Origin of the sequence: Streptomyces sp. NPDC127068 (genome assembly GCF_042724695.1) — a bacterium.
In the GTDB taxonomy this organism is placed as follows: Bacteria; Actinomycetota; Actinomycetes; order Streptomycetales; family Streptomycetaceae; genus Streptomyces.
Genome location: NZ_JBHXEN010000004.1, coordinates 45259 through 70695 on the forward strand (window position 1 = coordinate 45259; position 25437 = coordinate 70695).

Genomic DNA, 25437 nt, shown 5'->3' on the forward strand with positions numbered 1-25437 from the left:
CACTTTGACCGTCGCCGCCTGAGGCACGCGCCCCGGCGCGGAGACGGTCACCGCGGGCCCGACGTACGCCCGCCTGACATGTACATCCGGCACCTGCCGAATTAGTGGAAGGATCGCCCATCATGGCGAAGCTCAGCCAGGACGACCTGCTTGCCCAGTTCGACGAGATGACCCTCATCGAGCTCTCCGAGTTCGTGAAGGCGTTCGAGGACCGTTTCGACGTCACCGCCGCCGCCCCGGTCGCCGTTGCCGCCGGTGTCCCCGGTGCCCCGGCCGCCGAGGCCGCTGAGGAGCAGGACGAGTTCGACGTCATCCTCCTCGGCGCCGGCGAGAAGAAGATCCAGGTCATCAAGGTCGTGCGCGAGCTGACCTCCCTGGGTCTCAAGGAGGCCAAGGACCTCGTGGACGGCACCCCGAAGCCGGTCCTCGAGAAGGTCGCCAAGGACGCCGCCGAGAAGGCCGCCGAGGCCCTCAAGGGCGCCGGCGCCTCCGTCGAGGTCAAGTGACCCGACGGGAGTCCAGCCGACTCCCGCACGAGCGCGGTGCCCTCGCGGCACGCCCTCGTACCCTGCCGCTGTAACGCGGACGCACCGTACGGCGATCACCCAAGTGGGTGGTCGCCGTTCGGCGTTCGTGGCGCCGCCGACGGGCTGCTTGCGTGGTCCGTGCCGACGAGTATGGTGATCTTCGTTGTGCCCGCGGCGGCCCTGGTGACGGCCCGCCCACGGCGGTGATCAGTGACGATCGCGGCACTCGGTTCGGGCTAGGGGGCCTTGACGAACCGCACGCAGCGCGCAATTCTCAGGACGCGTCGTCACAACGATCCGACTCCGAGGCATGGATCGGCGACGAAGAGGGCAGTATCGATGTGCGTCGAGGGCAGTGACGGACAGCAGGTGTGGAGCGGACAAAGGGTGGCAGTGAACCCGCACTGGACATCAGTGAGCCTTGTGGCTACACTGACCCTTTGCGCTGCCTGTTAGCTGCCTCCTGCCCGTCACCAGGGGCATGCCCATGCTTGAGCACCGAGTCGAAAACCGGCCCTGACCTGGGATTTCGTGTCGACGTCTTGTGGTGTCCAGGCGGGGGACCGGTACGCGCGTAGTGAGTCCGAGCCCTCGGAAGGACCCCCTCTTGGCCGCCTCGCGCACTGCCTCGACCGCGAATACGAACAACGGCGCCAGCACCGCCCCGCTGCGCATCTCCTTTGCAAAGATCAAGGAGCCCCTTGAGGTTCCGAACCTTCTTGCGCTGCAAACCGAGAGCTTTGACTGGCTGCTCGGCAACGACGCGTGGAAGGCTCGTGTAGAGGCGGCACTGGACAGCGGACAGGACGTCCCCACCAAGTCCGGTCTGGAGGAGATCTTCGAGGAGATCTCCCCGATCGAGGACTTCTCCGGGTCGATGTCCCTGACCTTCCGCGACCACCGCTTCGAGCCGCCGAAGAACTCCATCGACGAGTGCAAGGAGCGCGACTTCACCTTCGCCGCGCCGCTCTTCGTCACCGCCGAGTTCACCAACAACGAGACCGGCGAGATCAAGTCCCAGACGGTCTTCATGGGCGACTTCCCGCTCATGACCAACAAGGGCACCTTCGTCATCAACGGCACCGAGCGTGTCGTCGTGTCGCAGCTCGTCCGTTCCCCCGGTGTCTACTTCGACTCCTCCATCGACAAGACGTCCGACAAGGACATCTTCTCCGCCAAGATCATCCCGTCCCGGGGTGCCTGGCTGGAGATGGAGATCGACAAGCGCGACATGGTCGGCGTCCGCATCGACCGCAAGCGCAAGCAGTCCGTCACCGTCCTCCTCAAGGCCCTCGGTTGGACCACCGACCAGATCCTGGAGGAGTTCGGCGAGTACGAGTCCATGCGCGCCACCCTGGAGAAGGACCACACCCAGGGCCAGGACGACGCGCTCATCGACATCTACCGCAAGCTGCGTCCGGGCGAGCCCCCCACGCGTGAGGCCGCCCAGACCCTGCTGGAGAACCTCTACTTCAACCCGAAGCGCTACGACCTGGCCAAGGTCGGCCGTTACAAGGTCAACAAGAAGCTCGGCGCCGACGAGCCGCTGGACGCCGGCGTGCTCACCACCGACGACGTCATCGCGACCATCAAGTACCTGGTCAAGCTGCACGCCGGTGAGATCGAGACGGTCGGCGAGTCCGGCCGCACGATCGTCGTCGAGACCGACGACATCGACCACTTCGGCAACCGTCGCCTGCGCAACGTCGGCGAGCTGATCCAGAACCAGGTCCGTACGGGTCTCGCCCGCATGGAGCGCGTCGTGCGCGAGCGCATGACCACCCAGGACGTCGAGGCGATCACGCCGCAGACCCTGATCAACATCCGGCCGGTCGTCGCCTCCATCAAGGAGTTCTTCGGCACCAGCCAGCTGTCGCAGTTCATGGACCAGAACAACCCGCTGTCGGGGCTCACCCACAAGCGCCGCCTGTCGGCGCTCGGCCCGGGTGGTCTCTCCCGTGAGCGGGCGGGCTTCGAGGTCCGTGACGTGCACCCCTCGCACTACGGCCGCATGTGCCCGATCGAGACGCCCGAAGGCCCGAACATCGGTCTGATCGGCTCGCTCGCCTCCTACGGCCGCGTCAACGCGTTCGGCTTCGTCGAGACCCCGTACCGCAAGGTCGTCGACGGCCAGGTCACCGACGAGGTCGACTACCTGACCGCCGACGAAGAGGACCGCTTCGTCATCGCGCAGGCCAACGCGCAGCTCACCGACGACCTCCGGTTCGCCGAGAACCGCGTCCTGGTGCGCCGCCGCGGCGGCGAGGTCGACTACGTGCCCGGCACCGAAGTCGACTACATGGACGTCTCGCCGCGCCAGATGGTGTCCGTCGCCACCGCGATGATCCCGTTCCTGGAGCACGACGACGCCAACCGTGCCCTCATGGGCGCGAACATGATGCGCCAGGCCGTTCCGCTCATCAAGGCGGAGGCGCCGCTCGTCGGCACCGGCATGGAGTACCGCTGCGCCACCGACGCCGGCGACGTCATCAAGGCGGAGAAGGACGGTGTCGTCCAGGAGGTCTCGGCCGACTACGTCACCGTCACCAACGACGACGGCACGTACAACACGTACCGGGTCGCCAAGTTCTCCCGCTCGAACCAGGGCACCTCCGTCAACCAGAAGGTCATCGTCTCCGAGGGCGACCGCGTCATCGAGGGCCAGGTCCTCGCCGACGGTCCCGCCACCGAGAACGGTGAGATGGCGCTCGGCAAGAACCTGCTCGTCGCGTTCATGCCGTGGGAGGGCCACAACTACGAGGACGCGATCATCCTGTCGCAGCGCCTCGTGCAGGACGACGTCCTCTCCTCGATCCACATCGAGGAGCACGAGGTCGACGCCCGTGACACCAAGCTCGGCCCCGAGGAGATCACCCGGGACATCCCGAACGTCTCCGAGGAGGTCCTCGCCGACCTCGACGAGCGCGGCATCATCCGCATCGGTGCCGAGGTCATCGCCGGTGACATCCTCGTCGGCAAGGTCACGCCCAAGGGCGAGACCGAGCTGACCCCCGAGGAGCGCCTGCTGCGCGCGATCTTCGGCGAGAAGGCCCGTGAGGTCCGCGACACCTCGCTGAAGGTCCCGCACGGCGAGACCGGCAAGGTCATCGGCGTCCGCGTCTTCGACCGCGAGGAGGGCGACGAGCTGCCGCCCGGCGTCAACCAGCTCGTCCGGGTGTACGTCGCCCAGAAGCGGAAGATCACGGACGGCGACAAGCTCGCCGGACGCCACGGCAACAAGGGCGTCATCTCCAAGATCCTCCCGATCGAGGACATGCCGTTCCTGGAGGACGGCACCCCCGTCGACATCATCCTCAACCCGCTCGGCGTCCCGTCCCGAATGAACCCGGGACAGGTCCTGGAGATCCACCTCGGCTGGCTCGCCAGCCAGGGCTGGGACGTCTCCGGCCTCGGCGACGACTGGGCGCAGCGCCTCCAGGCCATCGAGGCCGACCGGGTCGCCCCGCGCACCAACGTCGCCACGCCCGTCTTCGACGGTGCCCGCGAGGACGAGCTGGCCGGCCTGCTGGAGCACACCGTTCCCAACCGCGACGGCGACCGCATGGTCCTCCCGTCCGGCAAGGCCCAGATGTACGACGGCCGCTCCGGCGAGCCGTTCCCGGAGCCGATCTCGGTCGGCTACATGTACATCCTCAAGCTCCACCACCTGGTCGACGACAAGCTGCACGCCCGGTCGACCGGTCCCTACTCGATGATCACCCAGCAGCCGCTGGGTGGTAAGGCCCAGTTCGGTGGCCAGCGCTTCGGTGAGATGGAGGTGTGGGCGCTGGAGGCTTACGGCGCCGCGTACGCCCTCCAGGAGCTGCTGACCATCAAGTCCGACGACGTCACCGGCCGCGTGAAGGTCTACGAGGCCATCGTCAAGGGCGAGAACATCCCCGAGCCCGGCATCCCCGAGTCCTTCAAGGTGCTCATCAAGGAGATGCAGTCCCTGTGCCTCAACGTGGAGGTGCTGTCCTCGGACGGCATGTCCATCGAGATGCGCGACACCGACGAGGACGTCTTCCGCGCGGCGGAAGAACTCGGCATCGACCTGTCCCGGCGCGAGCCGAGCAGCGTCGAAGAGGTCTGACGGGTCCGGCCGGGATCACCACCAGGTGATCCCGGCCGCAGCCCCGGACCCCGTACAGACCACGAGAGACACAACCCTGAGAGGGATTGACGCATAGTGCTCGACGTCAACTTCTTCGACGAGCTTCGGATCGGCCTCGCCACCGCGGATGACATCCGCCAGTGGAGCCACGGCGAGGTCAAGAAGCCCGAAACGATCAACTACCGCACCCTGAAGCCCGAAAAGGACGGACTCTTCTGCGAGAAGATCTTCGGTCCGACCCGGGACTGGGAGTGCTACTGCGGCAAGTACAAGCGTGTCCGGTTCAAGGGCATCATCTGTGAGCGCTGCGGCGTGGAGGTCACGCGCGCCAAGGTGCGTCGTGAGCGGATGGGCCACATCGAGCTGGCCGCCCCGGTCACCCACATCTGGTACTTCAAGGGCGTTCCCTCACGCCTGGGCTACCTCCTGGACCTCGCGCCGAAGGACCTCGAAAAGGTCATCTACTTCGCCGCGTACATGATCACGTACGTGGACGACGAGCGTCGTACCCGCGACCTGCCGTCGCTGGAGGCCCACGTCTCCGTCGAGCGCCAGCAGGTCGAGAACCGGCGCGACGCCGATCTCGAAGCCCGCGCCAAGAAGCTGGAGACCGACCTCTCCGAGCTGGAGGCCGAGGGCGCCAAGGCCGATGTGCGCCGCAAGGTCCGCGAGGGCGCCGAGCGCGAGATGAAGCAGCTCCGCGACCGCGCCCAGCGCGAGATCGACCGCCTCGACGAGGTGTGGACGCGCTTCAAGAACCTCAAGGTCCAGGACCTGGAGGGCGACGAGCTCCTCTACCGCGAGCTGCGCGACCGCTTCGGCACCTACTTCGACGGTTCGATGGGCGCCGCCGCGCTCCAGAAGCGCCTGGAGTCCTTCGACCTCGACGAGGAGGCCGAGCGCCTCCGCGAGATCATCCGCACCGGCAAGGGCCAGAAGAAGACCCGTGCCCTCAAGCGGCTCAAGGTCGTCTCGGCGTTCCTCCAGACCAGCAACAGCCCCAAGGGCATGGTCCTGGACTGCGTCCCGGTCATCCCGCCGGACCTGCGTCCGATGGTGCAGCTGGACGGTGGCCGCTTCGCGACCTCCGACCTCAACGACCTGTACCGCCGGGTCATCAACCGGAACAACCGCCTCAAGCGTCTCCTTGACCTCGGTGCCCCCGAGATCATCGTGAACAACGAGAAGCGGATGCTCCAGGAGGCCGTCGACGCGCTGTTCGACAACGGCCGCCGCGGTCGTCCGGTCACCGGTCCGGGCAACCGTCCGCTGAAGTCGCTGTCCGACATGCTCAAGGGCAAGCAGGGCCGCTTCCGTCAGAACCTCCTCGGCAAGCGCGTCGACTACTCGGCCCGTTCCGTCATCGTCGTCGGACCCCAGCTGAAGCTGCACCAGTGCGGTCTGCCGAAGGCCATGGCGCTGGAGCTGTTCAAGCCGTTCGTGATGAAGCGCCTGGTGGACCTGAACCACGCGCAGAACATCAAGTCGGCCAAGCGCATGGTCGAGCGCGGTCGCACCGTGGTGTACGACGTCCTCGAAGAGGTCATCGCCGAGCACCCGGTGCTGCTGAACCGTGCGCCGACCCTGCACCGTCTGGGCATCCAGGCGTTCGAGCCGCAGCTCGTCGAGGGCAAGGCCATCCAGATCCACCCGCTCGTCTGCACCGCGTTCAACGCGGACTTCGACGGTGACCAGATGGCCGTGCACCTGCCGCTCTCCGCGGAGGCGCAGGCCGAGGCCCGCATCCTGATGCTGTCCTCGAACAACATCCTCAAGCCCGCCGACGGCCGCCCGGTCACGATGCCGACCCAGGACATGGTCCTCGGTCTGTTCTTCCTGACCACCGACGGCGAGATGCGCAGCGTCAAGGGCGAGGACCGTGTCTTCGCGTCCGTGGCCGAGGCGATCATGGCCTTCGACGCCGGCGAGCTGTCCCTCCAGTCCCGGGTGGACATCCGCTTCCCGGTGGGCACCATCCCGCCGCGCGGCTGGACCCCGCCCGTCGACGAGGCCGGCCCCGACGGGTTCGGCGGCGAGTGGCAGCAGGGTGACACCTTCCGTCTGCGGACGACCCTGGGTCGCGCGCTCTTCAACGAGCTGCTGCCCGAGGACTACCCGTTCGTCGACTACGAGGTCGGCAAGAAGCAGCTCTCCGAGATCGTCAACGACCTCGCCGAGCGCTACCCCAAGGTCATCGTGGCGGCGACGCTCGACAACCTGAAGGCGGCCGGCTTCTACTGGGCGACCCGCTCCGGCGTCACCGTCGCCATCTCCGACGTGGTCGTGCCCGAGGCGAAGAAGGAGATCGTCGCCGGGTACGAGGCCAAGGACGAGAAGGTCCAGAAGCAGTACGAGCGCGGTCTGATCACCAAGGAAGAGCGCACTCAGGAGCTCATCAAGATCTGGACCCAGGCGACCAACCAGGTCGCCGAGGCGATGAACGACAACTTCCCGAAGACGAACCCGATCTTCATGATGGTGAACTCGGGCGCGCGCGGAAACATGATGCAGATGCGTCAGATCGCCGGTATGCGCGGTCTGGTGTCGAACGCCAAGAACGAGACCATCCCGCGGCCCATCAAGGCGTCGTTCCGCGAGGGTCTGTCCGTGCTGGAGTACTTCATCTCCACCCACGGTGCCCGTAAGGGTCTGGCGGACACCGCCCTGCGTACCGCCGACTCGGGTTACCTCACCCGTCGTCTCGTGGACGTCTCGCAGGACGTCATCATCCGCGAGGAGGACTGCGGCACCGAGCGCGGTCTGAAGCTGCGGATCGCCGAGCGCGGTGCGGACGGCACGCTGCGCAAGACCGAGGACGTCGAGACCAGCGTCTACGCCCGCATGCTGGCCGAGGACGTCGTCATCGACGGCAAGGTCATCGCGCCGGCCAACGTCGACCTCGGTGACGTGCTGATCGACCAGCTCGTCCACCACGGGGTCGAAGAGGTCAAGACCCGCTCGATCCTGACCTGCGAGTCCGCCGTCGGCACCTGCGCCATGTGCTACGGCCGCTCGCTGGCCACCGGCAAGCTGGTCGACATCGGTGAGGCGGTCGGCATCATCGCCGCCCAGTCCATCGGTGAGCCCGGCACCCAGCTGACGATGCGTACCTTCCACACCGGTGGTGTGGCCGGTGACGACATCACCCAGGGTCTGCCGCGTGTCGTCGAGCTGTTCGAGGCCCGTACGCCCAAGGGCGTCGCCCCGATCTCGGAGGCGGCCGGCCGCGTCCGGATCGAGGAGACCGAGAAGACGAAGAAGATCGTCGTCACCCCGGACGACGGCAGCGACGAGACGGCGTTCCCGATCTCGAAGCGCGCCAAGGTCCTGGTCCGTGAGGGCGACCACGTCGAGGTGGGCCAGAAGCTCACCTTCGGTGCGACCAACCCGCACGACGTGCTGCGCATCCTCGGTCAGCGGGCCGTGCAGGTCCACCTGGTCGGCGAGGTCCAGAAGGTCTACAACTCGCAGGGCGTGTCGATCCACGACAAGCACATCGAGATCATCATCCGGCAGATGCTCCGCCGTGTGACGATCATCGAGTCCGGTGACGCCGAGCTGCTGCCCGGTGAGCTGGTGGAGCGGTCGAAGTTCGAGACCGAGAACCGCCGCGTGGTGCAGGAGGGCGGTCACCCGGCCTCCGGTCGTCCGCAGCTCATGGGTATCACCAAGGCGTCGCTCGCGACCGAGTCGTGGCTGTCGGCGGCCTCCTTCCAGGAGACGACCAGGGTCCTGACGGACGCGGCGATCAACGCCAAGTCCGACTCCCTGATCGGCCTCAAGGAGAACGTCATCATCGGTAAGCTCATCCCGGCCGGTACGGGCCTCGCCCGTTACCGCAACATCCGGGTCGAGCCCACCGAAGAGGCGAAGGCCGCGATGTACTCGGCCGTCGGGTACGACGACATCGACTACTCTCCGTTCGGTACGGGGTCCGGCCAGGCCGTTCCCCTGGAGGACTACGACTACGGGCCCTACAACCAGTAGTCGTACCGCGCGCACGCGCAGCAGTCAGGCCGGAGGGCGGGCATCCCAGGGATGCCCGCCCTCCGGGCGTCGGCGGCCCTTTTCCGTCCCCCTCGGCAGGGGGTTCGCAAACGGCCGGACCAATATCATTTTGACCACGCTGGGTGCGGTCGGTACGCTCATACCTTGTGCCTGGGGTGTGCCCTGGCCCCCGTGCGTGTCCTCAACCGTACGGGTGGCCGATCGTGGCCACCGCATCCGTGCCCTCCCGTCCCGAGTGGACGGAATCACGGCGTTCGACACACCCGACCGCGTGGGTCGGCGACGTTCCAGGTTAGCTTCATGATCGGCACACAGAAACCGGAGAAGTAGTGCCTACGATCCAGCAGCTGGTCCGTAAGGGCCGGCAGGACAAGGTCGAGAAGAACAAGACGCCCGCACTGGACGGTTCGCCCCAGCGCCGCGGCGTCTGCACGCGTGTGTTCACGACCACCCCGAAGAAGCCGAACTCGGCCCTCCGTAAGGTCGCGCGTGTGCGTCTGACCTCGGGCATCGAGGTCACGGCCTACATCCCGGGTGAGGGACACAACCTGCAGGAGCACTCCATCGTGCTCGTGCGTGGTGGCCGTGTGAAGGACCTGCCGGGTGTTCGCTACAAGATCATCCGTGGTTCCCTGGACACCCAGGGCGTCAAGAACCGCAAGCAGGCCCGCAGCCGCTACGGCGCCAAGAAGGAGAAGTAAGAATGCCTCGTAAGGGCCCCGCCCCGAAGCGCCCGGTCATCATCGACCCGGTCTACGGCTCTCCTCTGGTGACCTCCCTCATCAACAAGGTGCTGCTGAACGGCAAGCGCTCCACCGCCGAGCGGATCGTGTACGGCGCCATGGAGGGCCTGCGCGACAAGACCGGTAACGACCCGGTCATCACGCTCAAGCGCGCGCTGGAGAACATCAAGCCGACCCTGGAGGTCAAGTCCCGCCGTGTCGGTGGCGCGACCTACCAGGTTCCGATCGAGGTCAAGCCCGGTCGTGCCAACACCCTGGCGCTGCGCTGGCTCGTCGGCTACTCCCGCGCCCGCCGGGAGAAGACGATGACCGAGCGTCTCCTCAACGAGCTCCTCGACGCCTCGAACGGCCTCGGTGCCGCGGTGAAGAAGCGTGAGGACACGCACAAGATGGCCGAGTCCAACAAGGCCTTCGCGCACTACCGCTGGTAGTCGCTTACCCCATCGAGAACCGAGAGAAGACTGAGCCTTATGGCTACCACTTCGCTTGACCTGGCCAAGGTGCGCAACATCGGCATCATGGCTCACATCGACGCGGGCAAGACGACGACCACCGAGCGCATCCTGTACTACACCGGTGTCTCGTACAAGATCGGTGAGGTCCACGACGGTGCTGCCACCATGGACTGGATGGAGCAGGAGCAGGAGCGTGGCATCACGATCACCTCTGCTGCCACCACCTGTCACTGGCCGCTTGAGGACGTCGACCACACGATCAACATCATCGACACCCCGGGTCACGTGGACTTCACCGTCGAGGTAGAGCGCTCGCTGCGCGTCCTCGACGGTGCCGTGACGGTGTTCGACGGTGTTGCCGGTGTCGAGCCCCAGTCCGAGACCGTTTGGCGTCAGGCGGACCGTTACGGCGTTCCGCGCATCTGCTTCGTCAACAAGCTCGACCGCACGGGTGCCGAGTTCCACCGCTGCGTCGACATGATCGTGGACCGCCTCGGCGCCACCCCGATCGTCATGCAGCTCCCGATCGGTGCCGAGGCCGACTTCCAGGGCGTCGTGGACCTGGTCCGCATGAAGGCCTTCGTGTGGTCCGCCGAGACCGCGCTCGGTGAGGCTTACGACGTCGTCGAGATTCCCGAGACCCACGTCGAGGCCGCGGCCGAGTGGCGCGGCAAGCTGCTGGAGACCGTCGCCGAGAACGACGACGCCATGATGGAGCTGTACCTGGAGGGCACCGAGCCCACCGAGGAGCAGCTCTACGCGGCCGTCCGTCGCATCACGATTGCCTCCGGCAAGAGTGAGGGCACCACCATCACCCCGGTGTTCTGCGGTACCGCGTTCAAGAACAAGGGCGTCCAGCCCCTGCTCGACGCGGTCGTGCGCTACCTCCCGTCCCCGCTGGACATCGAGGCCATCGAAGGCCAGTCGGTGTCCAACCCGGACGAGATCATCAAGCGCAAGCCCTCCGAGGACGAGCCGCTGGCCGCCCTGGCGTTCAAGATCGCGAGCGACCCGCACCTCGGCAAGCTCACGTTCGTCCGGGTGTACTCCGGCCGCATGGAGTCGGGTTCTCAGGTGCAGAACTCGGTCAAGGGCCGCAAGGAGCGCATCGGCAAGATCTACCGGATGCACGCCAACAAGCGTGAGGAGATCGAGTCGGTGGGTGCCGGTGACATCGTCGCCGTCATGGGTCTGAAGCAGACCACCACCGGTGAGACCCTCGCCGACCCGGCGAACCCGGTCATCCTGGAGTCCATGGACTTCCCGGCCCCGGTCATCGAGGTCGCGATCGAGCCGAAGTCCAAGGGCGACCAGGAGAAGCTGGGTGTCGCCATCCAGCGCCTGGCCGAGGAAGACCCGTCCTTCCGCGTGAAGACCAACGAGGAGACGGGCCAGACCATCATCGCCGGCATGGGCGAGCTGCACCTCGACGTGCTGGTCGACCGCATGCGCCGCGAGTTCAAGGTCGAGGCCAACGTCGGCAAGCCGCAGGTGGCGTACCGCGAGACCCTGCGCAAGCAGGTCGAGCGGCTCGACTACACCCACAAGAAGCAGACCGGTGGCTCCGGTCAGTTCGCGAAGGTGCAGATCGCACTGGAGCCGCTTGAGGGCGACGGCTACGAGTTCGTCAACAAGGTCACCGGTGGCCGCATCCCGCGGGAGTACATCCCGTCCGTGGACGCGGGCTGCCAGGAGGCCATGGAGTTCGGCGTGCTCGCCGGCTACCCGCTCACGGGTGTCCGGGTCATCCTGCTCGACGGTGCCTACCACGAGGTCGACTCCTCCGAGATGGCCTTCAAGATCGCCGGTTCGATGGCCTTCAAGGAGGCCGCCCGCAAGGCCAGCCCGGCCCTGCTCGAACCGATGATGAAGGTCGAGGTGACGACGCCCGAGGACTACATGGGTGACGTCATCGGTGACATCAACTCCCGTCGCGGTCAGATCCAGTCGATGGAAGACCGCCACGGTGCCAAGCTCGTCACGGGCCTGGTCCCGCTGTCGGAGATGTTCGGCTACGTCGGCGACCTCCGCAGCAAGACGTCGGGTCGCGCGAGCTACTCGATGCAGTTCGACTCCTACGCCGAGGTTCCGCGGAACGTCGCCGAGGAGATCATCGCGAAGGCCAAGGGCGAGTAACTCAACCGAGTACACGCTTTAGGCTTGACTCCGGAGCCACCGGGGTGCCCGCCACAGCCATGGCGGGCGCCCCAGGCCCCGGGCTTTCCAGCAAAGATCACCTGGCGCCGATGAAGTAAGGCGTACAGAACCACTCCCAGGAGGACCCCAGTGGCGAAGGCGAAGTTCGAGCGGACTAAGCCGCACGTCAACATCGGCACCATCGGTCACATCGACCACGGTAAGACGACCCTCACGGCCGCCATTACCAAGGTGCTGCACGACGCGTACCCGGACCTGAACGAGGCCTCGGCCTTCGACCAGATCGACAAGGCGCCCGAGGAGCGCCAGCGCGGTATCACCATCTCGATCGCGCACGTCGAGTACCAGACCGAGACGCGTCACTACGCCCACGTTGACTGCCCCGGTCACGCGGACTACATCAAGAACATGATCACGGGTGCCGCGCAGATGGACGGCGCCATCCTCGTGGTCGCCGCCACCGACGGCCCGATGCCGCAGACCAAGGAGCACGTGCTCCTGGCCCGCCAGGTCGGCGTTCCGTACATCGTCGTCGCCCTGAACAAGGCCGACATGGTGGACGACGAGGAGATCCTGGAGCTCGTCGAGCTCGAGGTCCGCGAGCTGCTCTCCGAGTACGAGTTCCCGGGCGACGACCTGCCGGTCGTCAAGGTCTCGGCGCTCAAGGCCCTTGAGGGCGACGCGGAGTGGGGCAAGACCGTCCTCGACCTGATGAAGGCCGTCGACGAGTCCATCCCGCAGCCCGAGCGTGACGTCGACAAGCCGTTCCTGATGCCGATCGAGGACGTCTTCACGATCACCGGTCGTGGCACCGTCGTCACCGGTCGTATCGAGCGTGGCATCCTCAAGGTCAACGAGACCGTCGACATCGTCGGCATCAAGACCGAGAAGACCACCACCACGGTCACCGGCATCGAGATGTTCCGCAAGCTGCTCGACGAGGGCCAGGCCGGTGAGAACGTCGGTCTGCTGCTCCGCGGCATCAAGCGCGAGGACGTCGAGCGCGGCCAGGTCATCATCAAGCCGGGCTCGGTCACTCCGCACACCGAGTTCGAGGCGCAGGCGTACATCCTGTCGAAGGACGAGGGTGGCCGTCACACCCCGTTCTTCAACAACTACCGCCCGCAGTTCTACTTCCGTACGACGGACGTGACCGGCGTCGTGACCCTCCCCGAGGGCACCGAGATGGTCATGCCGGGCGACAACACCCAGATGACGGTGTCGCTCATCCAGCCCGTCGCCATGGAAGAGGGCCTGAAGTTCGCCATCCGTGAGGGTGGCCGGACCGTCGGCGCCGGCCAGGTCGTCAAGATCAACAAGTGACCTGACGCGCGTCAGCGCATTCGCGGAGGACCCGTACGACCCGAGTGGTCGTACGGGTCCTCTGTTTTTCCGGAGCGTTCGTGCGGGGCGTGCCCGGTTACGTACGGTCCCCCTCGCGGACCGGGGCGTCCCGCAGCAGGGCGGCGAGCAGCACGGCACCGAGCACCAGGATTCCCGCGGCCACCGTCAGGGCGAAGGAGAAGCCGTCCGTCGCCGCGGCCCCCGTACTCCCCTCGCCACCTTGCCGCGCGGCCAGCGCCACCAGCACCGCCAGCCCCACGGCGCCCCCGACCTGCTGCACGGAGCTCAGGACGGCCGAGCCGAGGCCGGCGTCCTCCTCGGTGGTGCCGGTGAGCGCCGCGACGGTCAGTGCGGGCAGGCTCAGCCCGCACCCGAGGCTGGTGACCAGCATCCCGGGCAGCACCCCCGGGGCGTACGCGTCGTCCGGCCCCACCCCCGACAGCAGCAGCAACCCGCCCGCGGTGATCAGGAACGACACCACCAGCGCGGGACGCACCCCGAGGTGGAGCACCGCCCGGGCGGACAGCCACATGCCCAGCAGGATGCCGCCGCCGAACGGCAGGTACGCGATCCCGGCGGCGAGGGGCTCGTAACCCAGCACGGTCTGGAGGTGCAGCATCAGCAGGAAGGCCATCGCGTACAGGGCGGCGGAGAACAGCAGGGTCGCCCCGTTGGCCACGGCACGGAAGCGGAACGCCAGGAACGACAGCGGCACCAGGGGCGCGGCGGCCCGCGCCTCGCACACCGCGAACGCGACGGCCAGCACCGCGGCCAGCGCCAGCGAGGCCACCGTGACCGGATCGGCCCAGCCCGACTCCCCGGCCCGGAGCAGCCCGTAGACCAGTGACACCACGGCGCCCGTGCCCAGCACCGCACCGGGCACGTCCAGGCGCACCGCCCGTTCGGCCCGGCTCTCGGGCACCAGTCGCGGCAGCAGCAGTACGGCCGCGAGGGCCACCGGCAGGTTGACCAGGAAGATCCAGCGCCAGGACGCGAGGCCGGTCAGCGCCCCGGAGACCACCAGGCCCATGGTGCCGCCGAGCCCCGCGATCCCGCCCCAGATGCCGAACGCCCTGGCCCGTTCCGCCGGCCCCGGGTACAGCAGCGCGATCAACGCCAGGGCGGCCGGGCTGGCCATCGCCGCCCCCGCGCCCTGGACGAACCGTCCGGCCACCAGCTGCCAGGGCTCCTGGGCGAGCCCGCAGACCAGGCTCGCCGCGCCGAACAGGGCGACCCCCGTGAGGAAGACGCGCCGGCGGCCCAGCAGGTCGGCCATCCGCCCGAACAGCAGCAGCAGTCCGCCGAAGGCGACGAAGTACGCATTGACCACCCAGGCCAGCCCCGCGGCGCTGAACCCGAGCTCGTCGCGGAGGCTGGGGAGCGCCACGCTGACCACGTTGTCGTCCAGCACGAGCATGAACTGCACGAAGCACAGCACGAGCAGGGCGGTGCCGCGGCGGGCGGGCGGCCCGGTGGCGCCGAGGTCGCTACGGGTGCCGAGGTCGCTACGGGTGCCCGGGGAGTGGTTGATCGTCATGCCCACGACGCTACGGAGCGGACCCGGTTGGCCGCGATGCGTTACGGGGCCAGGTGATAGCGCGCTGGGGGCATACCCTGGGGCGGTATGAGCGAAGACGTGTTCGGGACCGTTCCCGCGGGGGTGGGCGCCATCGTCGTCGGGCACTTCCCCCTGATGTCGGGGGAGTGGTTCGTCCCGCACCGCCACCCGCACCACCACCAACTCGCCTGGGCGCGGCGCGGGGTGCTCGGCATCGCCGTGGACGACACCTCGTGGGTGCTGCCCCGCACCCGGGCACTATGGCTCCCCGCGGGGGTCCTGCACCGCACCGGCGCCACCCGGGACGCGGTGCTGTGCAGCCTCTACTTCGTACGGGAGCGGTGCGCGCTCGACTGGACGGAACCGACCGCGGTCGGGGTCGACGGACTGTTGGCCCAGCTGATGGTCTACCTCTCCCGGGACGACCTGTCCGACGACGCCAGGCTGCGGGGCGAGGCCGTCGTCCTGGACCTGCTGCACCCGCTGCCCGTCACCCCCGTCGACGTGCCGGTCCCGACCGACGACCGGGTGCGCGCGGTGGCCGGCGCGCTGCTGGACGATCCGGCGGACCCGCGCGGCCTGGAGGCCCACGCCCGGGCCGTCGGGGTGAGCCGGCGCACCCTGTCCCGGCTGTTCGTCCGGGACACCGGCATGGCCTTCGACCGCTGGCGCACCCATGCGCGGCTGCGTGCCGCGCTGCCCCTGCTCGCCGAGGGGCAGCCGGTCTCCCGAGTCGCGCACGCCGTCGGGTACGCGACCCCGAGCGCCTTCCTCGCAGCCTTCCGCCGCACGGTCGGTACGTCGCCGGGGCGCTACTTGAACGGGGCGTCTTCGGGGGGCGGGGTCGAGGGGTAGGGCCGTGGCCCCGGAGCGGCAGTGCGGGCAGCGGCCCGGGTGGGGGGCGCGGAAGGCGAGGTCGCAGCCCTCGCAGTTCTGGAGCGGGGGCGGTGCCGGGGGACCGGTGCGGTGTCGGGGGAGGGGCGGGGGCAACAGGGCCGCGAGACGGTACGCGACGAATCCGCCCGGGTGGTGGAGCCGTTCCGCGGGCAGCCCGGTGGTCAGGGCGGTGCGGACGGCGTCGGGGTGCGTGCCGCGTTCCAGCCAGGTCGCGACGGCCGGGGCGAGCCGTCGTACGTCCCGCTGCGCGAGGGTGAGCCGCGGGTCCGCGGTGCGTAGGCCAGCCAACAGTTCCGCTGCCTGGTCGTGCAGGTGCGGGGCGTGGGTGGTGGGGGAGGGGAGTGGGGGCGGCGGTGGCCGTTCGGTCGGAGCGGCGGGTGCGCTGGGTGCCGTGGGCTTCGGCGCGGGCGGTGCGGTGACCTCCGGGGCGGGCTCCGGTGCGGTACGGGCCGCGGCCGGGTCCTCGTACACGTAGGTGAGCGTCACCCAGGTCCCGTTGGGGAGGTTCTTGCGCACGCGTTCCAGGTAGCCGTGCTTCTCCAACTCGCGCAGCGCCGAAGCGATGCGGTCGCGACCCTCGGGGAGGCGGGCGGCGAGGCTGCGGATGTCCGCGGGGCTGCCGTCCGGCAGCGACAGCAGGTGTGCCGCGAGCCCGATCGCGGTGCACGACAGGGTTCGGTGCCGGGTGAGGTGGTACCCCAGATGCACGCCCTCGCACGATCGGGCGGCGGGGACTTTGGCGATTCCGTGTGGGGTTTCCGGAATGCGCGGTGTGGGTGCGGGGAGGGCATTAAGCTTCATGTCAGCCATCGGGAAAGGTGTTGCTTTCTCGTGTGGTGAGGCCCTCGTTCGGGATGCCAGTCCCGGCCGGGGGCCGACGCATGTAGGGATGTATGTGCGCCGTGCGGTCGTTTCGTCGTGTGGCCGTGTGGCCGCGTGCCGGTGTGGTCGCTTGGCCGTTCGGTCGAAGGAACCCTCTCCGAAAATCGGACCCGACGCGAACTTCTCACCGACCTATCACTCGGACGAGCGACGCGGGGGTGGGTTGTTGTCTGGTGGGGTGCGGTGGGGTAGGAATCCTCTTCCAACTGACCTCAGCCATGGGGGTTTAGCGCCGGTGCCGCCGGAGGCCGGGGAGCCGGCCTCCGGCGGTGGATGAGTACGGTCGCTCGCCCCCTGAACCTCGAAGGGCCCGTACGACCAGTGGTCGTACGGGCCCTGCCGTGGGCGTTGCCGGGTTCGGGCGCCCGGGGTAGGAGCTACGCGTCCTCGCTGGATGTTGTCGCCCGGGGCGGCTCGTCCACGAACAGGTCATCCACGGCGGTGGCGGTGAGCGCCCTTTCCAACCACTGGATGAGCGTGTCCTCGTCGGTGGTGGAGGTGATCCGCTCCCGGACTCCGTCCGGGATGGTGAGGCCCCGCATCCCTAGGATGTCGATGATGGTCACGGCCCGACCGTCGGTCCTGCCTTTGAGATAGGACTCTTCGACGATCGTCCCCCGGCCGGGGAAGTACGTGCCTACGCTCATCATGTTCCTCCAGGTGTTCCGGGCCTGGGTGTCGCCCAGTCCGAGTTCCAGTAGTTCGCTGAAGTACTCGGCGGTGTCCAGCTCGACGGAGCCGAGAGCAGTAGCCAGTGCATCCAGTATCGGGGTGATGTCCCGATCCTTGCCATGAGTCATGGCCGCGAAGGTGGCGAGTGCCAGATTCCTCGCGGCCTCGGCAGCGCTGGTGATGACCGGCGCGTTGTCGGGGCCGATGACCAGTGGGTGGGTGCTGAGGGCCGTCCAGCCTTCGATGCCCGTCCTGAACGGGCCCGTCGCCCATTTCGCGGTCGCCCGGTCCCGGCACACCACCAGGAGGAGCGCGGGCAGGTCGTACTTGGCGTGTAGGAACGCCAGGTAGTACGTCCAGCTCGCGGCCTTCTCCGGATCCCGTCTGCCCTGAGCTTCGATGGCCAGCAGGAACTTGGTGCCGTCCGATGATTCGATCCTCAGGACGCTGTCGACTCGGCGTTCCAGAGGTCGGAATTCGGTTGCGTCACCTGTCAGGACCTCAACGTCGGATTTCTCGGGCAGGGGCACGCCGAGTGCACGGAAGACCGGGCTCAGTAGCTCGGGACGTTCCTGGAAGATGCGGTGAGCGGCCTCGTGAGAGGAAGTGACCATGATCCGGAGCGTAAAGAGATCGCTTAATGCCAGGTGATTGTTCGATCATCGTTCAGTAATTCGAGTGAATAGGCGGCTCGGATTGACGAACGGGCCCGTCACTCGCGAGGGAGGAACATCTCCGCCCACACCGTTTTGCCTGGTGGAGGGCCCGACGTGACACCCCAGTGGTCCGCCAGGGCCTCCACCAGCAGGAGCCCCCGCCCTGACTCCGCGTCCCCGTCCGGCTCCCGGGTTCCCGGCACCCGGTGACCCGCGGTGTCAGAGACCTCGATCCGCAGGGCCGACGCCGTGACCGTGAGGGCGAGACGGAAGCCCTGGCGGTCGCTGCTCCCGTGCAGGGCCGCGTTCGCCGCCAGTTCGGCCACGACGAGCGCGGCCCCGTCGAGGGAAAGGCCCCAGGAACGGAGTCGGCTCTCCGCGAGTAGCCGGGCGAGCCGCGCCCCCACCCGGGTGGACGACAGCTCGGCCTCGAAGGCCCGGACGGGGGCGGGGAGTTCAGAGGTTTCTCGGTTCACGTCCCTCAATGTCGCCACTTCCGCCCGCCCTGTTGAGCGATACGACGCTTGCGTGCGGTGACTGTCTGGTCCGCGTGCGGCGGTGTCCCGGCTGTACGGGGGGCGGGCGGAAGGACATGGGGGCGCGTCAGCCCTGGTGGCGCCACCAGAAGGAACCGGGGTCGAAGTGCCGGGTGACCCCGAGCCGCCGCCAGAGCGGGCGGAGGATTCCGCTCAGTTCCGGATCGCCGTGGATGAAGGCGTTCGGCAACTGGACGTCGAACCGCTCCGGCGCCGCCGTCAGCATCGCCGCCAACAGGTACTGCTCGGAGTACAGCCGCCACCGCCAGGACTCCGGATAGTCCCCCGGAAGCATGATGTCGTGCACCTGGATCAGCACGCCGGGCTTCAGCCGGGGCAGCAGCTCGAAGAAGAAGACCATGACGTCCGACCCCATGTGGAGCCGGTGCGAACCGTCGAGGAAGACGATGTCGCCCGCCTCCAACTCCTCGAACACCGCATGGCTAGCGTCCTGGAGCGGCACCCGGACCACCTCGTCGCAGAGGTGGTCGATGGTGGCCCTGGGCTGCGGATCGATCGACGTGACCCGGGTCTTCAGGCCGAGGTCCGTGACGGCCCGGCGCACGAACTTGGTGGAGTTGCCGGAGCCGATCTCCAGGTAGCGGGCCGGCTGGTGCTCGGCGAGCATGCCGTACAGCCCGAGCGCGTCCAGCGGCGACAGCCAGGTGTTGCCCCAGTACGGGGTGGACCCCCGTTCCCTCCCCTCGACGGGGATGCGGGCGAGGTGGTCGGCGTGGGCCAGGAACCCGGTCAGCCGCTGTGCGTACGCCTCCCGGCCCGCCTCCAACACCTCCCGCACCGGACCGAGTTCGGCGCGGGGCCGGGGGGTGACCACATGGTCCAGGAAGACCGGCTTGAGGTGGCCGCTGGCCCACAACGCCAATCCGTAGGCGGTGGGGTTGCGCTCCAGCCGTTCGAGCCCGCGCTGTAAGACAGGGAATCGTTCGAGCAGGGTGGGGGCGGGCTCGCGGACGGGGTTCGGAGTCTGTGCGCGCAAGGGAGAGGTTGCCTTTCGGTCGGTGGGGGCCGGCAAGGACGTGCTCTGTGTCGTACGCGTGCGTCGGTCGTCCGATCGGGTCCGGGGGGCCGTTGATCTCCGGACCCGGGAATCCTTTCCCCGAACGGATCATGGATATCCCCGAGGTTGACGTCTGGGGCCGGCGCCCAGCCCCGGCCGTCCGGTCGATGTCAGTGGTGCTGGCTACCGTTCCGTGCATGACCAAGTGGATCGACTGGGGCGTCATGGCATGGATCGAGGGCCGGTACCTCGACGACGAGTCCGTCCTCGTGTTCTTCAAAGGCACCCGGCTGGCGGCGATGACCGAGGGGCTGGTCGCACAGCACCGGCCGCCGCTCGCTCACGGCAACGACGCGGAGCCCGGCGGCTGGGGCGCGATCGTCCACCACCTGCACGACCCGGAACGCAACGACTTCGACCCCATCGACCACCGCAAGCTGTGTCCCCAGGGCGCCGAGTTGATGGTCTTCATACCCAACCCGTGCCTGGCCAAGGCCCACGGACCCAAGGCGTACCACTACAAGGACGGCCGGATCTCCTCCTGCATCGACTACGAGGACCCGGACCAGGTCGGGGAGTACTGGCCCAACGAGATGGCTCCCCTCATCACCGCGGCCGGGCTGGGCAACGAGCACGAGCACGAGTACGAGGACCACGACGAGCGGCTGACCCGGCTGATCTGCGACCACCTGGGGCTGCCCGCGCTGCACCGCGAAGCCTTCACGGTGACCGCGAGCTGATCCCCGGCCACCACGGGCGCCGCTGCGCGCCGAGGCGGGTGTTCCGGCGCGTCCCCTCTCCGCGATGATGGGTGCCGGACGGGGGCGAGATGACTCAACTGCGCGGGGACCTTCGGAAGGAACGGGCCGCGGCACCGTCATCGGTCTCGATGGCCGTGCTGTGCGTGGAGGGCTTCGGCCTGCTTCTGGCGCTGCCGCTCTTCGGCGTGACACCGGGGGCGAGGACAGTGTTCGTGCTGCCCCTGCTGGTGCTGGCGTTGCTCTTCAGCGCCGCATTGGTCTCTGCCGCCTTCGTACTGCCTTCCGTCGCCCTCGGCCACTGGCTGGGAGAGCGGCGGGGCAGCGGACCGCGCTGGTGGTGGCCTATGACCGCAGCCGCGCTGCTCCTCGTGGGGGGTTCGTTGCTGTTGGCCGCGGCAGCCTACGGGCGGGGCCCCGCGGTCGGTTCGTGGCAGGACGCCCGCGACTGGTTGCTGTACGCGTCAGCCTTCTACGTCATCTGCACACCGGCGGTACTGGCCGCGCACGACGCGGTGGTGCGTACGGACGCGGGTCGCCGGGTGCGGTCCGTCGGCCAGGTCCTCGGCTACGGGTCACTCGTACTGCTCGTGGAGTCGGTGGGGGTCCTGGCGGTGATCGGCTGAACCCAGGCGATCGTTGCTTCCCGGTCGCTCCACGACGGGCTGCCTCCGCCCCAACTGATCTGTCCTTGTTCGGGCAGGGGTTGGAGCGGGGCGTCGCGTGCCCAACTGGGTCAGTGGGGACTAGCCATCTAGGTACAGGAGCGCTGTGATCGTCTTCTTGCACACGTCGCAGTGCATCGGAGCCTCGATGCTGGCCAGGTCACACTCGATGGACGTGATGCGATCGACGACTCCGGTGGCGACTTCACTGTTCCACGCGCGCTGCCACCGTTCGGTGTTCTCCTGGAGCCGTGTGACGTAGCCACGCGTCATCTCATAGAACGCGCGCACGCCGTGTTCTTTCATGTAGCCCCAGTTGAACTCAAGGCTCTTGAGCACGACGGGAAAGGGATGGAGCGCCTGTGTACGGCCCCATGTCTCCAACACATCCTGGACGTCGAGCCTCGAAGCTCGTTCGTCCAGGACACTCCATGTGCCGGTGTCGTCGTAGTCGCTGAGCACCTGGTCCAGAATGCCCGCGCAGCGGCGGAGGTTTGCCTCCTTGGCTTCGAAGACCCGGGCAGCCTCCGCGCGGCTCTCGTCTGCGGGTTCCTTGCGGACCTTGACGATGGCCCGGGTCAGTTCCGTACTGAGGGCTGCCTCGTCACAGAGGGAGTCTCCGAAGCTGAGCCAGGGGTCCGGAAACCCCCGTTCAGCGGTGATCTCGAAGATGCGATCGCCTTGCGTTCCCATCCGCTCCTCCTCGGAACAGGTCGGCAGCGGAACGGGTCCGCTGCGTCAACTGGATGGTGCGCACCGCCGCGCGAGTTCCGCGGCGCCCTGCTCGAACGGGACCTGGACTTGTTCACCGCTCTCCATGTCCCGCAGTGTGACCGTACCGGCTTCTCGTTCGGCAGCGCCGTAAATCACGCAGAATCGGGCCCCTTGGTCGCTGGCCCACTTCATCTGCTTGGCGAACTTCCCACTAGCCCCGAGGTAGACACCGGTACGGATTCCTGCGCGGCGGATCTCAGCCGCGAGGCGGAAGCTGTCCGTGGCCTGCTCCTCGCCCATGATCGTGACGGCCACGTCGATCTGTGAGTAGGCGGCCTCGTCGGTCTGCGAGATGAGGGGCAGGATGCGTTCGATGCCCAGGGAGCCGCCGCAGGCGGGGGAGTCCTTGCCGCCGAGCCGACCGATGAGCCCGTCGTACCGGCCGCCGGACGCGATGGAACCGGGCATGCCCGGTGCGACCACCTCGAAGATGATTCCGGTGTAGTAGTCCAGCCCTCGCACGAGGTTGGGCGCGAATCCGATGCGCTCGGTCGGAATCGCACCACTGGTGAGCTCAAGCAGCCGGTCCACCTCGTCCAGTCCGGCCTGCCCGGCCTCGCTGGCCTTCAGCTCACCCCTGATACGTGTGACGGCGTCGGGGGCGGTGAGGTCATCCACCAACCCCCGTGCCACCTCAGGGTCGAGCCCACGGCTGTCCACGAGCTCGGTCACGACGGCCTCAGGGGACAGCTTGTCGAGCTTGTCCAGCGTGATCAGCGCGCCGGAGCCGAGATCGTCCGGTACGCCGTACGCCTCCAGCAGCCCGAACAGCACCTGGCGGGAGTTCACCAGGAAGCGGAACCCGGGTACGCCCAGCGCCTCCAGGGCGTCGTGCAGGGCGAGGACGACCTCGGCGTCCGACAGCGGCGACGACGATCCGACGATGTCCAGGTCGCACTGGACGAACTCGCGGAACCGCCCCTTGCCGGGCCGGTCCGCCCGCCACACGGGAGCGATGGCGTACCGCTTGTACGGCGAGGGGAGCTGGCTGCCGTAGGCCGCCGCCGCGCGGGCCAGGGGAACGGTCAGGTCGTAGCGGAGGGCGAGGTCGGCCTCTCCTGTGGCCTCGTGTTCACCGCGGCGGAGAATCTTGAAGATGAGCTTGTCGCCCTCGTCGCCGTACTTCCCGGTGAGTACGTCAAGCCGCTCGAAGGCGGGTGTCTGGAGCGGCTGGAAGCCGTAGCGGGAGAACACGGTACGGATGGTTGCGAACGCGTGCTCACGACGCTCGAACTCGGCGGCAAGGAAGTCCCGGGTCCCGGACGCGGGGTCGAACTGCTTCAAGGAGGCCATGCGGCCATAGTTCCGGAAGCCAGCCGCCGTCGGCAAAACGTCTGCGAGGCGGCCGAACACGTCGCTGCCATACGGAACATGGGCTGCTCGGGCCATATGGACTAGGTTCGGGGATTTCTCGGTTCTGCTCACTCACTGTCACTGGTGGTGATTAGCCTGTTAGTGACATGGGTCGTACGCACGGTGACTGTGCGGTCGCCCCCGCGGACGGGGGAGTGCGTCGGGCCGAGGAGCGGGGCCGGAATGTGCGGAGGTGGCCTGGGGTGGACAGCGTGACGACGGAGACGACGGCGGACGCGGCCGGGACGACGGACGGGTGCGACGAGGACGGCTGGGACGTCGCCCCGGACGACGAGATCGCGTCGGTCGCGGAGATGGCCGGCGGCCAGTTGAAGGCTTGGCGCGTGGGCGCGGGGCTGAGGGCCGGGGAGTTCGGCGCCCTGATCGGCTACGGCGAGGACCTGGTCCACAAGGTCGAACGCGGGGCGCGCATCCCCAGGCCCGAGTACCTGGACAAGGCGGACAAGGCGCTGGGTGCGGGCGGCAAGATCGCCGCCCTGAAGAAGGAGCTCGCCGAGGCCCGGTACCCGAAGCGCGTTCGGGAACTGGCCAAGATGGAAGCGCAGGCCGTGGAGCTGTGCGCTTACGGCAACCACAACCTGCACGGGCTCCTCCAGACCAAGGAGTACGCGCGAGCCCTGATCGGCACGCGACGACCTGCATATGCCCCCGACGAGGCCGAACGCATGGTTGAGGGCCGGATCGCCCGGCATGCGATCTTCGGTCGTTCGCCTGCGCCAGAGCTGAGCTTTGTCCTGGAAGAGGTGACCCTCCGGCGCCCTATCGGGGGCAGAATGGTGCTGCGACGGCAACTCGAACACCTGTTGGAAGTAGGGCAGTTGAGGAACGTCGAATTGCAGGTGATGCCCACGGCGAGGGAAGACCACGCAGGCATGGGTGGTGGGGTGCAGGTGCTGAAGTTCCAGGATGGTTCCGCCGTCGGACGCCAGGATCACGCCTTCGCTGGGCGTCCCGTTTCGGAGCCACGGCAACTTCGGATCATCGAACTGCGGTATGGCATCATCCGGGCTCAGGCTCTCTCGCCGCGGGAGTCGCTGGCTTTTATCGAGGACGTGTTGGGAGAGACATGATCCGCAAGCTGACTGCCCGGCGTGAGCCGGAGTTGGTGTGGTTCAAGAGCAGCTTCAGCGACAGCAGCGAGGGTGACACCTGCGTCGAGGTGGCGGACGCCTCTCACGCGATCCTCGTCCGGGACTCGAAGGACAAGGCCGGCCCTCGGCTCGGGTTCGCGCGCGCGGCCTGGGCGGACTTCGTCACGCACACCGCCGCGCCGTGATCAGCGAGCCCCGCACGGAGCCGGTGTGGTTCAAGAGCAGCCACAGCGACAGCAGCGACATCAACGACTGCGTAGAGGTGGCGGACGCCCCAGGTGCCGTCCTCGTGCGGGACTCCAAGAGCGCCCAGGGCCCCCGCCTAGGGTTCGCCCCCGCAGCGTGGGCCAATTTCGTCGCGTACGCGTCAGGACGCTGAGCGGGCAGCCGGTCGAGCGGCCAGCCGGAGGGCCCCCCGACCGGGTGAACGGGGAGGTCGGCCGGGGTTTCGGGGGATCGCCGTGGTGTCGGAGCGGCACCTGTGTGTAGCCCAGAGTGGCCTGGGGTACGCTCTACGGCTCGATTGGCCAGGGTCACACCCCGTATGGCAGACTGTCGGGGTTGCTCGGTTGAGTATCGATGCTGCACGCCTCCCGCCGGGAGGACCGGAAGCGAGTCCCACAGTACTCGTCGCCCTTATCTGCCGTGAGGCAGCGCTGGGGCGGACGTACGGGAATCTTTCGGGAAGTGTGAGCGGGGTACCGGCCAGGCACCCGGCGGGTGTTTCATCCCCGGCCCGCGGTCTGTGACCGCGATCCCCTCGCAGGGACGTCCCCCAAGGGACATTCATGTCAGCGGGACCGCGACACGCCCGACCGCGTGGGTCGGCGGAGGGAACCGGAACGGCTCTCCGGGTACCAGAGCGTTTTCCCATAGAACAGGACTACGAAGTAGCCATGGCGGGACAGAAGATCCGCATCCGGCTCAAGGCCTACGACCACGAGGTCATCGACTCTTCGGCGAAGAAGATCGTCGAGACGGTGACTCGCACTGGTGCGTCGGTCGCGGGCCCGGTGCCGCTTCCCACTGAGAAGAACGTGTACTGCGTCATCAAGTCGCCGCACAAGTACAAGGACTCGCGCGAGCACTTCGAGATGCGCACGCACAAGCGCCTGATCGACATCCTCGACCCGACGCCCAAGACCGTTGACTCTTTGATGCGACTCGACCTTCCGGCCGGCGTCGACATCGAGATCAAGCTCTGAGGG

21 protein-coding genes and 1 pseudogene are annotated in these 25437 nt (G+C 67.9%); 15 read left to right on the forward strand and 7 right to left on the reverse strand.

Going from position 1 to position 25437, the window contains the following annotated elements:
* The first annotated feature begins 122 nt into the window (after window positions 1-122).
* The 7 genes from rplL to tuf all read left to right on the forward strand — a co-directional run bounded on the left by rplL (window position 123) and on the right by tuf (window position 13327).
* Window positions 123-506 carry a 50S ribosomal protein L7/L12 gene (gene rplL / locus ACFWIA_RS03300; protein ID WP_386999926.1) on the forward strand — a complete coding sequence of 128 codons (384 nt, stop codon included), beginning with the start codon at window positions 123-125 and terminating at the stop codon, window positions 504-506.
* A gap of 628 nt (window positions 507-1134) precedes the next feature.
* Window positions 1135-4620 carry a DNA-directed RNA polymerase subunit beta gene (gene rpoB / locus ACFWIA_RS03305; protein ID WP_385493637.1) on the forward strand — a complete coding sequence of 1162 codons (3486 nt, stop codon included), beginning with the start codon at window positions 1135-1137 and terminating at the stop codon, window positions 4618-4620.
* Between the two features lie 96 nt (window positions 4621-4716).
* Window positions 4717-8628, forward strand: a complete 3912-nt coding sequence (locus ACFWIA_RS03310) for a DNA-directed RNA polymerase subunit beta' (RefSeq protein ID WP_386999928.1) — start codon at window positions 4717-4719, stop codon at window positions 8626-8628.
* A gap of 350 nt (window positions 8629-8978) precedes the next feature.
* Window positions 8979-9350: a 30S ribosomal protein S12 gene (rpsL, locus tag ACFWIA_RS03315; protein ID WP_007823146.1), complete on the forward strand. Its 372-nt coding sequence runs from the start codon at window positions 8979-8981 to the stop codon at window positions 9348-9350.
* A 2-nt stretch (window positions 9351-9352) separates the two neighbouring features.
* On the forward strand, window positions 9353-9823 hold the full coding sequence (gene rpsG, locus ACFWIA_RS03320) for a 30S ribosomal protein S7 (protein WP_073792897.1): 471 nt from the start codon (window positions 9353-9355) through the stop codon (window positions 9821-9823).
* 39 nt (window positions 9824-9862) lie between these two features.
* Window positions 9863-11983 carry an elongation factor G gene (gene fusA / locus ACFWIA_RS03325; protein WP_385493634.1) on the forward strand — a complete coding sequence of 707 codons (2121 nt, stop codon included), beginning with the start codon at window positions 9863-9865 and terminating at the stop codon, window positions 11981-11983.
* 150 nt (window positions 11984-12133) lie between these two features.
* Window positions 12134-13327 (forward strand): elongation factor Tu, encoded by a 1194-nt coding sequence (gene tuf / locus ACFWIA_RS03330; protein WP_386999931.1) that lies wholly within the window; start codon window positions 12134-12136, stop codon window positions 13325-13327.
* A gap of 97 nt (window positions 13328-13424) precedes the next feature.
* On the opposite strand, the gene ACFWIA_RS03335 is transcribed toward tuf, so the two are convergent.
* Window positions 13425-14765, reverse strand: coding sequence for an MFS transporter (locus ACFWIA_RS03335; protein WP_387000169.1), 1341 nt, complete (start codon window positions 14763-14765; stop codon window positions 13425-13427).
* Between the two features lie 207 nt (window positions 14766-14972).
* Between ACFWIA_RS03335 and ACFWIA_RS03340 the strand changes: the two genes are divergently transcribed.
* On the forward strand, window positions 14973-15761 hold the full coding sequence (locus tag ACFWIA_RS03340) for an AraC family transcriptional regulator (RefSeq protein ID WP_386999933.1): 789 nt from the start codon (window positions 14973-14975) through the stop codon (window positions 15759-15761).
* 111 nt (window positions 15762-15872) lie between these two features.
* On the forward strand, window positions 15873-16082 hold the full coding sequence (locus ACFWIA_RS03345) for a hypothetical protein (RefSeq protein WP_386999935.1): 210 nt from the start codon (window positions 15873-15875) through the stop codon (window positions 16080-16082).
* 255 nt (window positions 16083-16337) lie between these two features.
* On the opposite strand, the pseudogene ACFWIA_RS03350 reads toward ACFWIA_RS03345, so the two are convergent.
* The 4 genes and pseudogenes from ACFWIA_RS03350 to ACFWIA_RS03365 all read right to left on the reverse strand — a co-directional run.
* Window positions 16338-16613 (reverse strand): annotated as a pseudogene (locus ACFWIA_RS03350) (helix-turn-helix domain-containing protein); the annotation flags it as partial.
* Window positions 16614-17062: 449 nt separating this feature from the next.
* A complete protein-coding gene (locus ACFWIA_RS03355; RefSeq protein ID WP_386999937.1) occupies window positions 17063-17971 on the reverse strand; it encodes a hypothetical protein in 909 nt (302 codons plus the stop codon).
* Between the two features lie 98 nt (window positions 17972-18069).
* Window positions 18070-18489, reverse strand: a complete 420-nt coding sequence (locus ACFWIA_RS03360; RefSeq protein ID WP_386999939.1) for an ATP-binding protein — start codon at window positions 18487-18489, stop codon at window positions 18070-18072.
* A 127-nt stretch (window positions 18490-18616) separates the two neighbouring features.
* On the reverse strand, window positions 18617-19546 hold the full coding sequence (locus tag ACFWIA_RS03365) for a class I SAM-dependent methyltransferase (protein ID WP_386999941.1): 930 nt from the start codon (window positions 19544-19546) through the stop codon (window positions 18617-18619).
* A 218-nt stretch (window positions 19547-19764) separates the two neighbouring features.
* Between ACFWIA_RS03365 and ACFWIA_RS03370 the strand changes: the two genes are divergently transcribed.
* Together ACFWIA_RS03370 and ACFWIA_RS03375 are read left to right on the forward strand one after the other, a co-directional pair.
* Window positions 19765-20307, forward strand: a complete 543-nt coding sequence (locus ACFWIA_RS03370; protein WP_386999943.1) for a hypothetical protein — start codon at window positions 19765-19767, stop codon at window positions 20305-20307.
* An 89-nt stretch (window positions 20308-20396) separates the two neighbouring features.
* Window positions 20397-20951: a hypothetical protein gene (locus ACFWIA_RS03375; RefSeq protein ID WP_386999945.1), complete on the forward strand. Its 555-nt coding sequence runs from the start codon at window positions 20397-20399 to the stop codon at window positions 20949-20951.
* A gap of 120 nt (window positions 20952-21071) precedes the next feature.
* Here ACFWIA_RS03375 and ACFWIA_RS03380 read toward each other — a convergent pair whose 3' ends face one another.
* Complete coding sequence (locus ACFWIA_RS03380) at window positions 21072-21683, reverse strand: hypothetical protein (protein WP_386999947.1); 612 nt, start codon at window positions 21681-21683, stop codon at window positions 21072-21074.
* Between the two features lie 45 nt (window positions 21684-21728).
* On the reverse strand, window positions 21729-23057 hold the full coding sequence (gene hisS, locus ACFWIA_RS03385; RefSeq protein WP_385493620.1) for a histidine--tRNA ligase: 1329 nt from the start codon (window positions 23055-23057) through the stop codon (window positions 21729-21731).
* Window positions 23058-23320: 263 nt separating this feature from the next.
* Here hisS and ACFWIA_RS03390 point away from each other — a divergent pair, with 263 nt between their 5' ends.
* From ACFWIA_RS03390 to rpsJ, 4 genes are all read left to right on the forward strand, one after another.
* The gene (locus ACFWIA_RS03390) at window positions 23321-24208 is read left to right on the forward strand and encodes a helix-turn-helix transcriptional regulator (RefSeq protein WP_386999949.1); all 888 of its coding nucleotides are present in this window, start codon (window positions 23321-23323) and stop codon (window positions 24206-24208) included.
* Window positions 24205-24414 carry a DUF397 domain-containing protein gene (locus tag ACFWIA_RS03395; RefSeq protein WP_386999951.1) on the forward strand — a complete coding sequence of 70 codons (210 nt, stop codon included), beginning with the start codon at window positions 24205-24207 and terminating at the stop codon, window positions 24412-24414. The genes ACFWIA_RS03390 and ACFWIA_RS03395 overlap by 4 nt, the downstream gene beginning before the upstream one ends.
* A complete protein-coding gene (locus tag ACFWIA_RS03400; RefSeq protein WP_386999953.1) occupies window positions 24411-24608 on the forward strand; it encodes a DUF397 domain-containing protein in 198 nt (65 codons plus the stop codon). Before ACFWIA_RS03395 ends, ACFWIA_RS03400 begins: the two co-directional genes overlap by 4 nt.
* Before the next feature lie 517 nt (window positions 24609-25125).
* Window positions 25126-25434, forward strand: a complete 309-nt coding sequence (gene rpsJ / locus ACFWIA_RS03405; protein ID WP_003948644.1) for a 30S ribosomal protein S10 — start codon at window positions 25126-25128, stop codon at window positions 25432-25434.
* Window positions 25435-25437: the final 3 nt, after the last annotated feature.

Coding starts and splice junctions, on each gene's coding strand:
- rplL (WP_386999926.1), top strand. CDS start 123: ATGGCGAAGCTCAGCCAGGACGACCTGCTTGCCCAGTTCGACGAGATG.
- rpsG (WP_073792897.1), top strand. CDS start 9,353: ATGCCTCGTAAGGGCCCCGCCCCGAAGCGCCCGGTCATCATCGACCCG.
- fusA (WP_385493634.1), top strand. CDS start 9,863: ATGGCTACCACTTCGCTTGACCTGGCCAAGGTGCGCAACATCGGCATC.
- ACFWIA_RS03335 (WP_387000169.1), bottom strand. CDS start 14,765: ATGCTCGTGCTGGACGACAACGTGGTCAGCGTGGCGCTCCCCAGCCTC.
- ACFWIA_RS03340 (WP_386999933.1), top strand. CDS start 14,973: ATGAGCGAAGACGTGTTCGGGACCGTTCCCGCGGGGGTGGGCGCCATC.
- ACFWIA_RS03355 (WP_386999937.1), bottom strand. CDS start 17,971: ATGGTCACTTCCTCTCACGAGGCCGCTCACCGCATCTTCCAGGAACGT.
- ACFWIA_RS03370 (WP_386999943.1), top strand. CDS start 19,765: ATGACCAAGTGGATCGACTGGGGCGTCATGGCATGGATCGAGGGCCGG.
- ACFWIA_RS03375 (WP_386999945.1), top strand. CDS start 20,397: ATGACTCAACTGCGCGGGGACCTTCGGAAGGAACGGGCCGCGGCACCG.
- ACFWIA_RS03380 (WP_386999947.1), bottom strand. CDS start 21,683: ATGGGAACGCAAGGCGATCGCATCTTCGAGATCACCGCTGAACGGGGG.
- hisS (WP_385493620.1), bottom strand. CDS start 23,057: ATGGCCTCCTTGAAGCAGTTCGACCCCGCGTCCGGGACCCGGGACTTC.
- ACFWIA_RS03395 (WP_386999951.1), top strand. CDS start 24,205: ATGATCCGCAAGCTGACTGCCCGGCGTGAGCCGGAGTTGGTGTGGTTC.
- rpsJ (WP_003948644.1), top strand. CDS start 25,126: ATGGCGGGACAGAAGATCCGCATCCGGCTCAAGGCCTACGACCACGAG.